General features: G+C 59.0%; 12 protein-coding genes and 1 pseudogene. 2 read left to right on the top strand and 11 right to left on the bottom strand.

Annotation, left to right across the window (positions count from 1 at the left end):
* The first annotated feature begins 3 nt into the window (after positions 1–3).
* Positions 4–276, top strand: coding sequence for a DUF2274 domain-containing protein (locus G3A56_RS20185; protein WP_164056810.1), 273 nt, complete (start codon positions 4–6; stop codon positions 274–276).
* Between the two features lie 23 nt (positions 277–299).
* Here the strand turns inward: G3A56_RS20185 and G3A56_RS20180 are convergent, their stop codons facing one another.
* The 11 genes from G3A56_RS20180 to G3A56_RS20130 all read right to left on the bottom strand — a co-directional run bounded on the left by G3A56_RS20180 (position 300) and on the right by G3A56_RS20130 (position 14044).
* Positions 300–1232, bottom strand: coding sequence for a LysR family transcriptional regulator (locus tag G3A56_RS20180; RefSeq protein WP_164056809.1), 933 nt, complete (start codon positions 1230–1232; stop codon positions 300–302).
* Between the two features lie 100 nt (positions 1233–1332).
* Positions 1333–2427, bottom strand: a complete 1095-nt coding sequence (locus G3A56_RS20175) for a sensor domain-containing diguanylate cyclase (RefSeq protein WP_097143283.1) — start codon at positions 2425–2427, stop codon at positions 1333–1335.
* A 60-nt stretch (positions 2428–2487) separates the two neighbouring features.
* A complete protein-coding gene (locus G3A56_RS20170) occupies positions 2488–2682 on the bottom strand; it encodes a hypothetical protein (protein WP_097143282.1) in 195 nt (64 codons plus the stop codon).
* Between the two features lie 73 nt (positions 2683–2755).
* Positions 2756–5149 carry a phosphoketolase family protein gene (locus tag G3A56_RS20165; protein ID WP_164056808.1) on the bottom strand — a complete coding sequence of 798 codons (2394 nt, stop codon included), beginning with the start codon at positions 5147–5149 and terminating at the stop codon, positions 2756–2758.
* Positions 5150–5434: 285 nt separating this feature from the next.
* Positions 5435–6607 (bottom strand): alpha/beta hydrolase, encoded by a 1173-nt coding sequence (locus G3A56_RS20160; RefSeq protein WP_097143296.1) that lies wholly within the window; start codon positions 6605–6607, stop codon positions 5435–5437.
* Between the two features lie 118 nt (positions 6608–6725).
* Entirely contained in the window at positions 6726–9776 is a 3051-nt protein-coding gene (locus tag G3A56_RS20155; protein ID WP_164056807.1) for an efflux RND transporter permease subunit, read from the bottom strand.
* A complete protein-coding gene (locus G3A56_RS20150) occupies positions 9773–10864 on the bottom strand; it encodes an efflux RND transporter periplasmic adaptor subunit (protein WP_235824441.1) in 1092 nt (363 codons plus the stop codon). The genes G3A56_RS20155 and G3A56_RS20150 overlap by 4 nt, the downstream gene beginning before the upstream one ends.
* 1 nt (position 10865) lies before the next feature.
* Positions 10866–11918: an efflux RND transporter periplasmic adaptor subunit gene (locus G3A56_RS20145; RefSeq protein ID WP_164056806.1), complete on the bottom strand. Its 1053-nt coding sequence runs from the start codon at positions 11916–11918 to the stop codon at positions 10866–10868.
* Between the two features lie 215 nt (positions 11919–12133).
* The gene (locus G3A56_RS20140; protein WP_164056805.1) at positions 12134–12760 is read right to left on the bottom strand and encodes a DUF3313 domain-containing protein; all 627 of its coding nucleotides are present in this window, start codon (positions 12758–12760) and stop codon (positions 12134–12136) included.
* A 280-nt stretch (positions 12761–13040) separates the two neighbouring features.
* Complete coding sequence (locus G3A56_RS20135; RefSeq protein WP_097143278.1) at positions 13041–13655, bottom strand: SH3 domain-containing protein; 615 nt, start codon at positions 13653–13655, stop codon at positions 13041–13043.
* Between the two features lie 74 nt (positions 13656–13729).
* Positions 13730–14044, bottom strand: coding sequence for a hypothetical protein (locus tag G3A56_RS20130; protein WP_246231398.1), 315 nt, complete (start codon positions 14042–14044; stop codon positions 13730–13732).
* A 355-nt stretch (positions 14045–14399) separates the two neighbouring features.
* Here G3A56_RS20130 and G3A56_RS20125 point away from each other — a divergent pair.
* A pseudogene (locus G3A56_RS20125) lies at positions 14400–14546 on the top strand (IS5/IS1182 family transposase); the annotation flags it as partial.
* Between the last annotated feature and the right edge of the window lie 134 nt (positions 14547–14680).

Genomic DNA, 14680 nt, shown 5'->3' with positions numbered 1-14680 from the left:
CCGATGACAAAATTGAAACTCGGGCCGCTCGTCGACGACAAGCCCGTCAAGGTGAGTATTGAACTTCCCGGACCGCTATATCGGGATCTTGTTGCCTATGCGGAGCTGCTCCACCGTCAGCAACAAGGCCAATCGTCGGCCGATCCCGCCAAGCTGATCGTGCCTATGCTTCAGCGATTCATTACGACCGATCGCGGCTTCGCAAAGCAAAAGCGCGCTGTTCTGGGTTTTTCCGGCGCATCGTCTCAAACACCAAAGATTGACGAATCGCGCTAAAGTACCGGAGCCGCCGGCACCGCTCACCGAGCGCTATCGGTCTGATTGGCAATTGCATTCCATCGAACTTTTCCAGTGGCCAAGTCCAGAAATTGCTTCAGTGCTGGATTATGATTCCTTGGCGACCAGACAGCACTAAAATGAATGTCTTCCAGGCCATCCAAGATGGGAACGAACACGACTTCCTTGTGTGCACCGCCGGACGTTGACGACAATATGAGCGAAATGCCGAACCCTTCTCCGACCATGTTCAAAAGATTGTCTCGTCCGACTCCCTGAATGGATATTCTCGGTTCGGAATCGGATTTGGAAAGCTGCCGCAGTAGATATTGATCCAATTCCGCACCAGCGATACCGGCCGGGATCAGGAATGTCTCGTTGCGCACATCTGCCCAGGAAACGCTCTCTGCCGTTGCAAGAGGATGCCGTTTTGGCAGCGCAAGGAAAAGTCGCTCGGTCCACAGTTGAACCGTTTTGCAACCGGCTAACTGAGGCTCTCCCGGAAGAAAGGCCACATCGATACGGCCGCTGAGAAGATTGGCGGCTGCCACTTCGGACGTCGATTCCTCTATTTTTACCTCTACACCGCGGAAGCGGGAATGATATTCGCCTACGAGATCTGAAAGAAATCCGCTTGCCAGGGACGTCATCAGCCCGATTCGTATCTCACCTGTGTCGCCGTGATGCGCCGTTTGCATGTCCTTCACAGCTTGATGCAAATGGGATGCACCGAATGCGGCGTTTTGCAGAAACCGCGCTCCTGCAACGGTTAGCTTTGCTCCGGTGCGACTACGAGTAAAGAGGGGTACACCAAGACGTCGTTCAAGCAGTTGGACCCGGCGGCTTACAGTAGATTGGGACATGCCAACCGCATCCGCCGCACGGCGAAAACTTCCGTGTTCGGCGACCAACAATGCATATCGTAAATATCGCAGGTCAAGCGCGAGATCCGGCATCCAACAGTCTTTTATGCTGTCTTAGAGGTAATCGCTAAGCGACTATTCGGCTCTTGAAGACCGGATCCAGTCCCTTGCTTTCGCCTGCTCACTTCGCCATTCATCTATGCTGCCAACTTGACTTGTTCGGCCGGTTGTTCCTCGGCCGCTCGCGGTCATGCACGTTGCGTTGCGGTGAGCTCTTCGGATATCTCGTGGCTTCCGGCGGCGAGAACCATGCCCACCCACCCTTGCTGGCCCGCTTAATTCGATAGAGTGCCTCATCGGCATGTTTCATGAGTTGCGCCAGACCAGTCGCGTCGTCAGGATAGAGGCTCACGCCAACGCTTGCACCAAGCACAGTCCTCGTCCCGCCAATCTGGATGGGCTGCTTGAGCGCTCTTTCGACACGTCGGCAGACTTGTTCTGCCTGGTATGGCGATCCCATGTTCTCTACGAGAATGGCAAACTCATCCCCACCCAATCGGAACACAGCATCGTCGCTGCGAACACATGCGCGAAGCCTGTTGGCTATCAAGAACAGCGCTTCGTCACCGGCATCATGTCCCAGTAGATCATTGATTGGCTTGAATTCATCGAGATCGATCAGAATAAGAGCGATCATCGGCCGCACGTCGTTTTCATAAGACGTTGCGATACTGTTCCATTTTGCTGACAACCGCCGCCGATTACCAAGGCTCGTCAATGGGTCTTCGAAGGCGACGCGTCTTAGCGTCTCCTCCACCCGCTTTCGCTCGGAGACATCCTCGAATGTAGCAATCCCGACCCCTATGTCATGTAGAAGGATGCCACGCTGGTTGACGGTAACGATACCGCCATCCGCCGACACCACGTCCAGTTCCAATGGTTCTACTTTGGATATTCCGGTGGAATCGGCTCTCCGCAGACGGTGCCAGTACTCACGAGCTAAGAGTTGCTGTTCCATTTTTGGATAGCTTTGTTCAATCCACGCATCCATGGTTTCGAAATGACTTTCGTCATAACCGAAGGTCTCCTTGAAAGCACGATTCATGAACTGAATCTTACCCGCTGGTATTGCCGCCCACGAGATTGGAATTGGCAGAGCATCAAGAATGATGTGCATGTCCCGAAGCGAGAGCCCGGTATGTTTTACTCGCTCAAGAAACTCTTCCAACGCTATCTCCTGTTGCAACTCCGCATCGTTTACCTTCGCAATTTTTCCGTTTTCGAGCATTTCATGGCTTCAGGAAGGATTGCTGTTCCGTATCACGCGCACCTTCCTTGCCCTGCTCGATCATTCTTTCGAGCGGGGGCCGAAGAGCGCTTTAACAACACGCGGGCCGTACCAGACGATGACGGCCAAAGCTGCGATCAACAACAGCGCGCCGACCATTTCGTAGACGGGAAAACCCACCGCGTCTCTCGAAACGAAGAGGGCCACCACAACGCCTGCAGCAGACAGAATTGCTTGGGCTAGGATACGAACCATGGGAACCGTCTCGAATTCCTGTCACAAACGCTCTGGGGCGGGGACAGACTGGATGTTGTTCTACTGTCGCAAGCTAAGAACCGGATCGCCATGCCCAGTCCCTGATTTCCGGCATATCCTCGCCATGTTCACGGACATAGGCGAAATGCTCCTGCAGCTTGCCGCGCAGGCTTTCGACCACATGACCGGCCTTTTCCTTCAGCCCCGGCACGCGCTCGATCGCCTCGATGGCGAGGTGGTAGCGGTCGAGCTGGTTCAGCACCGTCATGTCGAAGGGCGTCGTGGTCGTGCCTTCCTCAACGAAACCTCGGACATGGATGTTCTGATGGTTGGTGCGTTTGTAGGTCAGCCGATGGATGAGATAGGGATAGCCGTGATAGGCGAAGATCACCGGCCGCTCGGTGGTGAACAGCCGGTCGAAGTCCTCGTCGGAAATCCCGTGCGGATGCTGGTCCTTCGACTGCAGCGTCATCAGGTCGACGACGTTGACGACGCGAATCTTCAGGTCCGGGATCGCTTCCCTCAGGATGGTCACCGCCGCCAATGTTTCCATCGTCGGCACGTCGCCGGCGCAGGCCATCACCACGTCGGGTGAAACCGTATCCTCCTCGTTGCCCGCCCAGTCCCAGATGCCGATGCCCGCCTCGCAATGCTTGGCGGCGTCCTCGATAGCCAGCCATTGCGGTTCCGGCTGCTTGCCGGCAACGATCACGTTGATCCGGTCCCAGGTCTTCAGGCAATGGTCGGCGACCCAGAGCAGCGTATTGGCATCCGGCGGCAGGTAGATGCGGACGATGTCCGCCTTCTTGTTGGCGACGAGATCGACGAAGCCGGGATCCTGATGCGAGAAGCCGTTATGGTCCTGCCGCCACACATGCGAGGTGAGCAGATAGTTGAGCGACGAGATCGGCTTTCTCCATTCCAGCTCGCGAGTCACCTTCACCCACTTGGCATGCTGGTTGAACATGCTGTCGATGATGTGGATGAAGGCCTCGTAGCAGGAGAAGAGGCCGTGCCTCCCGGTCAGCAGATAACCCTCCAGCCATCCCTGGCACAGATGCTCCGACAGCACTTCCATCACCCGCCCGTCGGGCGACAGATGTACGTCGTATGGTTCGATCTTCTCCATCCAGACGCGGTCGGTCACTTCGAACACGGCACCCAGCCGGTTCGATTCCGTCTCGTCCGGGCCGAAGATGCGAAAATTCTTCTCCGCGTCGTTGAGGGTCAGGATGTCGCGCAAATAACGCCCGAGGATTTCCGTCGTCTGCACCACGGTCTTGCCGGGCTCCGGCACGTCGACCGCGTAGTCGGAAAGCGGCGGGCATTTCAGTTCCTTGCGCAAGAGGCCGCCATTGGCATGCGGGTTGGCGCCCATGCGGCGGTCGCCTTCTGGCGCGAGCGCCTTCAGTTCCGGCTTCAGCCCGCCATCGGCAGTGAACAGATCTTCCGGATCGTAGCTCCGCATCCAGTCTTCGAGTATCTTCAGGTGATCCGGATTTTCCCGGCAGCCGGAAACCGGCACTTGATGGGCGCGCCAGAAGCCTTCGACCTTCTTGCCGTCCACTTCCTTCGGACCGGTCCAGCCTTTCGGGCTGCGCAGCACGATCATCGGCCAGCGCGGCAGTTCGGCAGGGGAGGCACCGCCGTGCGCCCTATCCTGGATCGCCCGGATACGCTCCATCGCTCTGTCCATCGCGCCGGCCATCAGCCGGTGCATCACCTCGGGCTCATGGCCTTCGACGAAGAGCGGCTCGTAGCCGTAGCCCTCGAACAGCTTCTTCAGGTCCTCGTCGCCGATGCGCGAAAGCAGAGTCGGATTGGCGATCTTGTAGCCGTTCAGGTGCAAGATCGGCAGAACCGCACCGTCGCGGGCCGGATTGATGAACTTGTTGGAATGCCAGCTTGCTGCCAGCGGACCGGTTTCCGCCTCGCCGTCACCCACCACGCAGGCGACGATCAGGTCCGGGTTGTCGAAGGCCGCGCCATAGGCATGAACCAGCGCATAACCGAGCTCGCCGCCTTCGTGGATCGATCCGGGCGTCTCCGGCGCCGCATGGCTCGGAATGCCGCCCGGGAAGGAGAACTGGCGGAACAGTTTTCGCATCCCGTCGGTCGTTTCGGCGATCTCCGGATAGATCTCGCTATAGATGCCTTCCAGATAGGTATTGGCCACCATGCCCGGCCCGCCATGGCCGGGGCCACAGATATAGATGACGTCGAGATCACGGGCTTTGATCACCCGGTTCAGGTGCGCATAGATGAAGTTCAGCCCCGGCGTCGTGCCCCAGTGGCCGAGCAGGCGCGGCTTGATATGCTGGGCCTGGAGCGGTTCGCGCAGGAGCGGATTGTCGAGAAGATAGATCTGGCCGACCGACAGATAGTTGGCGGCGCACCAGTAGCGATGGATGAGATTGATTTCCCCGGCGTCCAATGAGGCTGTCGTGATGAATTTTTCTTGCTGCATATTCCCGCCCTCAGCTCGCCCCAAATACGTCAGCAGTTTGGCTGACATGGGAAAGGCCAGCATCCCCTGAACCGACAGGTTAATTTCATGTCATCATGCGATGACTGCCGGAGACCATATATCCATTCATGCTGGATGATGGCAAGTGAAAATGCAGACGCGATTGTGTTTCATTAAATACAGAAGATTATTGCCAACAACAGTAACAGCCGCCGGTGTTGCCTGAATGGTGTTCATTGCCGATTTCCCTTCATAGTAAAGCGAATGATACAGCCTCGCTGACGTTCAGTAAGCGATCTGTCCATTGACGAGGCCCCCTGATGTCCCGGATAGTTCCTGTTGCAAGATCTTCCGTGCTTCGGGGCTGACCACCGACATCGGGGCTGCAACGACAGTTCTCGCCGCGGAGCCGGCCAGATTGACCGTACCGATTGCCGCCATCCCGACGTGATCGGCCAATGTCACCTGACCGCCCTCGAGGGATTGACCAGCCAGGCGTTTCCCCAGGAGCCCGATGATTTCCGGGCTATCGGCAAAGGCGTTGTGGCCGAGGGCGTCCTTGGAACGCACGGTGCTGGTATCGATCACCGTGATCCCAAGCTGCTTCAGCACGCCGGTATAAGCGGTGGTATCGACACCGCCGACACGGTTGACTCCGCCGGAGATCCATCTCGATACCTCAAGCGCCCGGTCGCGTGTCGAGGCAAAAATGGTGAACTGCGGCCGCTTCGGTCCCATCTCTATGAGTTGGCGGCGGAAGACGTCGACATCGATATCGGGCGACGCCAGCACGACGTTGCGGACCTTCGCCGGGATCGTCTTTTCGCGCATCGCGATCCCGCGCAGAGCCTCAGCCGTCAGCCATGTTCCCATGGAATGGGCAAGGATGGTGATATCGCCGACGTCAGGGCTGCGGGCAGCCTGGATGATCAAATCCTCCAGGGCACGGCGTGAATAGTTCGTGCTTTCCTTGTCGTAGAGATAGCCGAGAACGCTGGCGCGGGAGGGCCAGGTGAACAGGATCGGAGCGGCATCGGTTCCGGCGTCATGAGTGATCTGGGCAAAACGAAAGACGGCATCCGCATAGGTGTTGTTGAAGCCATGCACGAAGATGATCACCTGCCGCTTTGCATTCCGGTTCTTGCGAAACCAGTTGAGCGCCTGCTGCTCTGAGATCACCTTCTCGTCCTTGAGCACGGCGAACTCTTTCGCAGGGTTGGGGGGCACGCGCTTCGGCCACTGGACCTCCCCGATCTTCCGCCCATCATCCGGCGGGATGGAAACGGTGAGGTTGTTGAGCGAGATCGCCGTTCCGCGCTCTCCGGAATAAAGCTCGCCGGGATCTGCGGCGGGTTTTCGGGTGGTCGCGACCAGCATGTCGACGCGGCTTGTGTCGTTCGTCGTCAAAGCCACGGGCTGAAGGACATTTTCCGGCCGGCCAGCGCAGCCGCCGAGCATGGAAAGAAGGAGCGGAAACAATATGATGCGCCTTCGCCACGCGCGTGAATTGCGTAAGCAGGCTTTTCGGGCGGCAACGGCATCCAGTGACGAAAGCCGTCGCAGCGATGCCGTGGAATCAATTGTGTTCGACATCGCGGGGAATCCTGAACCAGGTCACATAGAGAGCGGGAAGGAACAGCAGGGTCAGGACGGTTCCGACGACGATGCCGCCCATCATGGCGTAGGCCATCGGTCCCCAGAACACCTCTCTTGAGATGGGGATCAACGCCAGGGTCGCAGCGGCGGCCGTCAGCATGATCGGTCGCATCCGATGCTCCGTCGCCTCGACGACGGCCTGCCACGGCGGGATTCCTGTTGTGCGCAGGTCTTCGATTTGGACGATCAGGATCACCGAGTTCCGGATGAGGATACCGATCAGGGCGAGCACGCCGAGGATTGCGACGAAACCCAATGGCGCCTGGCTCAAGACCAGCGCGCCAACGACGCCGATCAGCGCAAGTGGAGCGACCGAGAAGACAAGGAACAACCTGTGGAAGCTTTGAAGCTGCGTCATCAGAAGCGTTGTCATGACGAAAATCATGACCGGCACCACATTTATGATCGGCGCTTGGGATTTGGCGCTCTCCTCGACCGTACCGCCGACGGCAATATCGTATCCCGGCTCCAATGAAGCCTTCAGTTCTTCTATCTTCGGATCGAGCTGTCGGACAATCGTGGCAGGTTGCATAGTGTCCCTGATACCGGCCTTGATCGTGATCGTCGGTATCCTGTTGCGCCGCCAGATCGTCGGTTGTTCCAGGTCGTAATCGAATCTGGCCACGGAAGAGAGCGGGATGGATTTCCCGCTGCTGCTCGGCAGTTGGAGGTCGAGCAGGCTGTCGATGGAGGCGCGTTCCTTTGCTTCTGCCCGTCCGACAACGTTGATCAGGTAGATCGCATCGCGGACCTGCGTCACGGTCGCGCCCTGGACGATGCCGTTGAGGGCGGTCGCGATATCTTCGGACGAGACGCCGAGCTGCCGGGCCTTGTCCTGAAGAACGTCGACCTTGACGACGCGCGCCGGCTCGTTCCAGTCGAAGACGAGGCCGGTCAGGGAAGGGTGCGACATCACGATACCAGCCGTCTTCTGCGCCAGGTCGCGGACCTTTTGAATGTCGGGACCGGAGATGCGATACTGGATTGGCTTGCCCACCGGCGGGCCGATGTCCAGTGTCCTGACGAAGGCGTCGGTGCCCGGGAAGGTTTTCAGCAAATAGGCCTGCAGGTCGGCCTTGAGCCGGTCGCGGACCTCAATACCCTTCGAGACGATGACGATCTGGCCGAAGGTGGGATCGTCGGGCTGGACGTCGAAGGACAGGATGAAGCGCGGGGCGCCCCTGCCGACATAGCTCGACCAGTGATCGATGTCGGGATTGCCGGTGAGCTTTTCCCGCTCGAATTGCGCTATCTGCCGGCTCGTCTCGGCCATAGAACTGTTTTGCGGCAGGTTCCAGTCGACGATAAGCTCCGGACGGTCGGACGCGGGAAAGAATTGCTGCTGAACCAGCGACATGCCGGCAACGGACAGACCAAACGCGGCAATTGTTACGATGATGGTCACCCAGCGAAAGCGAAGGCAGAGCTGAAGCAGCCATGAGAAGGCGGCGCCCATACGGCTCTTGTGCTCCTCGTGCTTTTTCATCGTCTTCGGCAGGATCGTCACGCCCAGCAGCGGGGTGAACAGGACGGCGACAATCCAGGACACGGTCAGCGAAACCGCGAGTACGACGAATAGCGTGAAGGTGAATTCGCCGGCGTTGCTGTTGTTGAAACCGATCGGCAGGAAGCCTGCGACGGTGACCAGCGTGCCGGTCAGCATCGGAAAGGCAGTCGATATGTAGACATGGGTCGCAGCCTTGCGCAGAGTGTCACCGACCTCCAGGCGGGCCACCATCATTTCGACGGCGATCATCGCGTCGTCGACCAGAAGACCGAGCGCGATGATGAGAGCACCGAGCGAGATGCGCTGCAGGGAAATACCGGAATATTGCATCACCATGAAGGTGATGGCGAGCACCAGCGGGATGGAGATCGCCACAACCAGCCCGGCGCGCAGGCCAAGGCTGATGAAGCTGATGGCAAGCACGATGGCGACCGCCTCGAACAGGGCTCTGGTAAAGCCGGAAACGGCTTCATCGACCACGGCTGGTTGATCGGAGACATGATCGACGGACACGCCGAGCGGCAGATCCTGGACGATGCGCTCCATCATCTCGTCAAGAGCGTGACCAAACTCAAGCAGATTGCCACCGGCCTTCATTCCGATTGCAAGCCCGATCGCCGGCTTGCCGTTGAACCGGAACAGCGACGAGGGAGGATCGACGTAACCACGTTTGACGGTTGCAACATCCGTCAGCGGAAAAAAGCGATCGTTGACGCGCAGGTTGATCGCCCGGAGGCTATCTTCGGAGATGAAGCGGCCACCGACGCGTAGCGCGATGCGCTCCGGCCCGGCGTCGACGAAGCCCGACTGGGTGACGGCATTCTGCTTTTGCAGGGTTTCGACGATGTCGGATTGATTGATGCCGAGCGCTGCGATCTTGCGGGTGGAGAACTCCAGATAGATCACCTCGTCCTGAGCGCCAATGATGTCGACCTTGCCGACATTCGGCACTGTCAGGACCTTGGTGCGGGCATCCTCGACGAGATCGCGCAACTGCCTCTGGTTCAAGCCTTCCGTGGTGAAGGCAAAGATATTTCCGTAAACATCGCCGAATTGATCGTTGAAAAACGGCCCGACGACGCCGGACGGAAACTGTTGCTGGATATCGCCGATCATGTTGCGGATGCGCTGCCATGTCGCCGGGACATTGCGTGCCTTGGTCGTCGGAAGAAGATCGACGAAGATCGTGGTCTTGCCGGCGGTCGTGAGGCTCCGCGTCCGATCGAGGCTGTCGAGCTCCTGGAGCTTTTTCTCGATACGATCGGTGACCTGCTGGGTGACCTCTTCGGCAGAAGCGCCCGGCCATTGGGCCTGGATCACCATCGTCTTGATGGTAAAGGACGGATCCTCCTCCCGTCCGAGGTTGAGATAAGCGTACATACCGGCGACCGCGAAGGCGATCATGAAATACCAGACGAAGGAACGATGTTCGAGCGCCCAGTCCGAAAGGTTGAAATTCTTCATGGGTGCAACTCCTGTCCAAGCCTGATCTTTTGTCCCTCCTGAAGTTCGCTGACGCCCGCAACCACAACTCCCTCATTCGCATTCAAGCCTGAATCGACCCGCACCATCGGGTCTTCCGGCCCGGTATGATCCAGGAGAACGGCGCGGGACGACACGGTCAGGGCATGCGGATCGATGACCCAGACGGCGGGGGCGCCGTCCTTCTCGACGATAGCCGAGCGGGGCAGCACGACGTCGTGAGCCTGCCCGCCGTCTGTGAATGTGGCGGTTACGACCGCACCGAAGCGAAAGACGTCGGGCGCCTTGTCCAGGGCGATCTTCACCCTGTAGGTTCGGGTGTCTGCATCGGCCTGCGGAGCGATTTCGCGTACCTGCCCGGATGTCCGCAAGCGGTCGTCGAGTTGCAGCGTTACGTCGATATGGGTGGACGAACGGATAAACGAAACCTGCGCCTCAGGAACGTCGATGACGACATCGCGCTGATCGAGGCGTGCAAGTTTCAGGACGGACTGTCCGGCTGTAACGGTCTGGCCCACTTCAACGGAGGTCGAGGTGATCACGCCGTCGAAGTCAGCCTCCAATCGTGCATAGCCGAGCTGCTCGTTGGCTTTTGCCAGATTGGCTTGCGCTTGCGTGACATTCGCCTCTGCCGATTTGAGGCCCTGCTCGGCCAGTTCGAGATCGGCGGCGCTGGCCGTATTGGTAGCAGTGAGCATGCGCTTGCGTCGCTCGTTGATCGCGGCATTCTCCAGCTGGGCATTCGCATTTCTGAGATCGGCCCGGGCGCTGATCACGGTGAGTTGCAGCGTGAGCGGGTCGATCTCCGCGAGAATGTCACCCTTCCTGACGACGTCGCCTGTCTCGACCCGCCGTGCGATGACACGGCCAAGAACCCGGAAGGCGAGTTCAGTCTCCACGCGCGGCTGAACCACACCGGCGAAACCCATGGCTTCGGAACGATCGGCAGCGACGTTCATCCAGACTACCGGTCGTGGCGGTGCGTTTTCCGCAGTAGCGGAATGATAGGACAAGGAGGAGGCGCAGACCGTCGCAATGAAGAGCAGCATGGCCGGGGAGGGACGCTTCATGTCAGTCGCCCTCCCAATTCACGACCTGCTCGGGGCGCAGGAACTTGCCGCCTTCCGTAACGACAAGTTCCTGTGCGGAAATCCCTTTTGCAGCAGTGAACTCGCCTGCCCGGTAACTTGCGACAGTGATGGGGCGAAGCGCGACGGTTCGTGTTGTTGCATCCACGATCCACACCGCGGGCTTCCCGTCGTCTGACGCCATCGCACTCCATGGCAGTGTGATTGCAGTGTCCGGAGGCGTATGAAAAGTGCCTATTACGGGAGTTCCAAGGGACCACTGGACATTATCGGGAAGCGCCAGTTTCACGCGGATCGTTCCAGTCGTCGTATCGATGACCGGCGCGATCTCTCTCACCTTTGCAGGGATACCGCCGCCAGGATTCGAGACCGGCGCCACGGTCGCTTCGTCGCCCGGTGGCCCCGCCAGGAAAAATGCCTCGAAGACATCGAAGACCGCATCACGCGGACCGTCATGTGCGAGCGTGAAGGCAGGTTGTGCCGCTGATACGACTTGGCTCACCTCGACGCTTCGGGCAGTGATGATGCCGTCGGCATTGGCTTTGAGTTCAGTGTGAGAGAGTGCATCGCGAGCGATCGCCAGGGACGCCTTGGCGGATTCCAGCGACCCTTCTGCCGTTGCCAGTTCCTCCTTCGCCTGGTCGTAGGTCGACTGCGCGATGGCGCGTGTCTCCACCAATGTCTGGTAGCGCTGAAACGCGAGGTTCTTTTGATTGAGTGTCGCTTGCGCCGCCAGAAGACCAGCCTCAGCGGATTCCACGTCCGCGCGCTGCTCGGTGTCGTCGATCCGTGCCAGAACATCTCCGGCGTGCACATGTGAACCGACATCCACCCGCCGCTCTATGACCTTGCCGGCAGAGCGGAAAGCGAGGTCGGTCTGTATGCGCGCTCGTATCTCGCCTGTGACGCCAGTGCTGCGCTGATGCTCGATCATTGCAGCGTGAACTACGCGGACCGATTGCGGTGGCGCGGCTGTTGTCTTGGCATTGTCGTCGCATGCGGCAAGCAACAGGCCGATCAAACCGAGACCAATCATGCGGAATTGAATAGTGGAAAGGCGACTCCGATGCGTATGCCTGCCGGCATCATGTCGTTCGTGCTTCTTTGAATAACTACCAGTCAGAGTATGATCTCCTGCGATCGTCTGCGCAGCTTTGAACCGGTAAACTTCTGGCCCGCCGCGTCTATTCGGTTTTGACGTCAGGACGCTTCCAGCCGCTTTGAGTGAAGCGGTTGGCACAGTTGGCGCCCTCAGCTATCTGGCGCCGCCGGCCAGCTCCTTATCCAAGTGTTCCGCGGCCGAGCGCACCCCGGCCTTCGCCGCGTCGAGCCCCCGAAATTAGCCGTGATGTCGAGTGCGTTGGCGCTCCTGCTCGCAACATGTGCGTAGAGTAGGGTCCCGGTCTGGGCATCCTCGATCTCGACGGCATAGGACACCCAGCCGGAGAATGTGCCGCGACCGCCAGTGGCCTGAGCGCCCGCATTGACGACGAGGCCGACCGGAAGAACATGCGAAACGGTGGACAGCACCGGTGTGCTTGCTTCTGCACCGGTCAGCGTCAGCCTGGCGCGCAATGTACCTGGTCCGGGCTGTGTAACGAGTTGAAGGCGTCGGCCGAGGACCTTGGAAAACTCCTGATGCATGTAGCTGGCGAGTGCCTGCCGGTCGGTGGCCGACATCTTGCCGAATTGTGCGTCCGGCCCGGCGTAGATCGCTGTGGGTGGGATAATGATGCTTACATAGGCTGCGAAATTTACATCCGGCCGACGGTAGGCATAAGGCTTGGTCTTGTCCGACGTCGGGCGCAGAAACGCCGACGAAGACAGCGCTACAGACGGTGGCGGCGTTGTAGCACAGGCGGCGAGGGCGAGTGCCATCGCGCAAGCCGCCAGGCCGCGCACCCAAATATCGCAAGGCCGCCTCCGAGGCGCTTGGGACGGACCGGAAATCGGGGCCTGGCTATTTGCACGAGTATCCAAGGTTCACCTCATGTGCATGGCCCGCTGTCAGGTGTTTTGTTCACCGGCAGAATGGTCCTCAGCTTTTGAACGAAAATCCCGAGGCGGTGATCCGCCTCGGCCTGGCTTGCGTCATAGCTAACGATCCGGATATGAACGGCCGGCGCGTGTTCGTCTCCGAACCGGAACGAGGTTCGTCTTAACGCTGCATTACGCCCCTGTGGAACTCGAGTCCGCCACCAGGTTGCCGCACGACTGCGCCACCGGCGCAGCGTTCCGGGCCGCATACTCCTCGTACTGCTGCGCCGCCGCCGTTAGGGCCGCGAACAACAGCGGAACCACCGCATGCAGCTCCAACGCAGCCACCTCGCGCGGCGCCACCGTAAGCCGGGCCGGTACGATAATACGTGCTCCAGCTTCCGTACCAGGGCTGGGCGGCATAGTGGGTATTCCAGTAAGCCTGATTGAAGGCGACAACGGTCAATCCGATCATCGGAATGAGCGCCGGCGAAAGAGCTACTGTCTGACCCTGATAATAAACACTGACATAGTTCGAAGAAACCCAGCCGCGCGCGCCTCCCCACGAGACGTCGCACCAGGAGGCCGCGTCGAGACATCCATAGATGGTCAAAGCTGCACTGGGCGGCATTGTCATGACGACTGGATACCATGTCCCCGGGCCGGCCCTCAGGTTGACGCTGGAGACTGTCGCGCCTCTCGTTGCCGCCAACGCGGGGCTGGACATCACGGCCACCAACATTGCCGCAAATGCGCCAAGCACATAGCGACGCGTGATCCACATTTTTCTGTTCATGTCATTTCTCCTTTTGAAGTGATCGATCCTGTGTGCTGGGCACTCAACAGCACCTGTGGAATGCGCTCGGACCTTTACAGATCGAACACGCTCCAACGATTGTCTTTCGGGCCTTCATCTTCCGGATCGCCAGAGGGGTAATTGCTGACGCATCTCTCCCTTGAAGCCATCATGTCGGCGACGCACAGCTCGTATCCGTCCTGATCGGCATAAAGAGTGACGCACACGGCATCCGGCCTTTCGTTATCCGTTGGGATACAAACGGCCTCGATGGGTTCGTTTTCCCAAGGGATCGTAGAAGCCCGCTCGTGGGCAACCGCGCTGACAGAGCCGGATATTCCGATGAACAGCGTCAGGATAAGACAGATAAAACCGCTCCTCTTTCTCATCGTCCGTCACCTGTAATCCTGAGTAGAGCGCCGATCTCCGTGACTGTTTCTCTTAGCCACAACGTGGAATGGGGCTAACGGCAATCGCCATCCGGCCTGCTGCCAAGCGCTCGATGCAACAGCACTTTCTGAAAGATAGGCCTGTTCCATGATCGATCGGCGCCGGGGGCAAGCCGCCCCTGTTCGCGCCAGCGCTGCGGTGGGTCTAGGTCGGTATTTTTCGAACATGAGCAGCTTCCCCAAATGGATGAATTGCTACTGATACGAAGCGCGCCCCCGATGCGACACTCCCGCTGCATTTTTTTGGAGCTGCTATGCAGACCTGAGATCTTCTGGTGAGCGACATTAAGGGAGGGACATGCAGCGCGAGCTGGTCCAGTTGGCGCAGACGATCGTCTGGCCGTTTCTGGAAGAGCATTTTGGCGAGGTTTATCAGGATGGATCAGATATCCCGCCGCTGCCGACCCGGCTGGGAATCCTCAAGCATACATTCAATCTATCGGGTTGGAATGTGCGTCTGCTGCCGCGACAGTCCGTACTTCCGCAAGCGAGCACTTCACACAGTCCTCACTAACTTCTTACAAAGAAGGCGATCACGCGATAACGGATGGGTCTAGCCCCCGTCGGATCGCCTCT

The sequence above is a fragment of the Rhizobium oryzihabitans genome, from assembly GCF_010669145.1.
Taxonomy (GTDB): domain Bacteria; phylum Pseudomonadota; class Alphaproteobacteria; order Rhizobiales; family Rhizobiaceae; genus Agrobacterium; species Agrobacterium oryzihabitans.
This window is presented reverse-complemented; position numbering and strand designations above follow the sequence as displayed.

Excerpts from the sequence above, each read along its gene's own strand:
- G3A56_RS20135 (WP_097143278.1), bottom strand. The coding sequence starts at position 13,655 with ATGAACAGAAAAATGTGGATCACGCGTCGCTATGTGCTTGGCGCATTT.
- G3A56_RS20170 (WP_097143282.1), bottom strand. The coding sequence starts at position 2,682 with ATGGTTCGTATCCTAGCCCAAGCAATTCTGTCTGCTGCAGGCGTTGTG.
- G3A56_RS20160 (WP_097143296.1), bottom strand. The coding sequence starts at position 6,607 with ATGCTCGGCGGCTGCGCTGGCCGGCCGGAAAATGTCCTTCAGCCCGTG.
- G3A56_RS20180 (WP_164056809.1), bottom strand. The coding sequence starts at position 1,232 with ATGCCGGATCTCGCGCTTGACCTGCGATATTTACGATATGCATTGTTG.
- G3A56_RS20145 (WP_164056806.1), bottom strand. The coding sequence starts at position 11,918 with ATGATTGGTCTCGGTTTGATCGGCCTGTTGCTTGCCGCATGCGACGAC.
- G3A56_RS20140 (WP_164056805.1), bottom strand. The coding sequence starts at position 12,760 with ATGGCACTCGCCCTCGCCGCCTGTGCTACAACGCCGCCACCGTCTGTA.
- G3A56_RS20130 (WP_246231398.1), bottom strand. The coding sequence starts at position 14,044 with ATGAGAAAGAGGAGCGGTTTTATCTGTCTTATCCTGACGCTGTTCATC.
- G3A56_RS20155 (WP_164056807.1), bottom strand. The coding sequence starts at position 9,776 with ATGAAGAATTTCAACCTTTCGGACTGGGCGCTCGAACATCGTTCCTTC.
- G3A56_RS20150 (WP_235824441.1), bottom strand. The coding sequence starts at position 10,864 with ATGAAGCGTCCCTCCCCGGCCATGCTGCTCTTCATTGCGACGGTCTGC.
- G3A56_RS20175 (WP_097143283.1), bottom strand. The coding sequence starts at position 2,427 with ATGCTCGAAAACGGAAAAATTGCGAAGGTAAACGATGCGGAGTTGCAA.
- G3A56_RS20165 (WP_164056808.1), bottom strand. The coding sequence starts at position 5,149 with ATGCAGCAAGAAAAATTCATCACGACAGCCTCATTGGACGCCGGGGAA.
- G3A56_RS20185 (WP_164056810.1), top strand. The coding sequence starts at position 4 with ATGACAAAATTGAAACTCGGGCCGCTCGTCGACGACAAGCCCGTCAAG.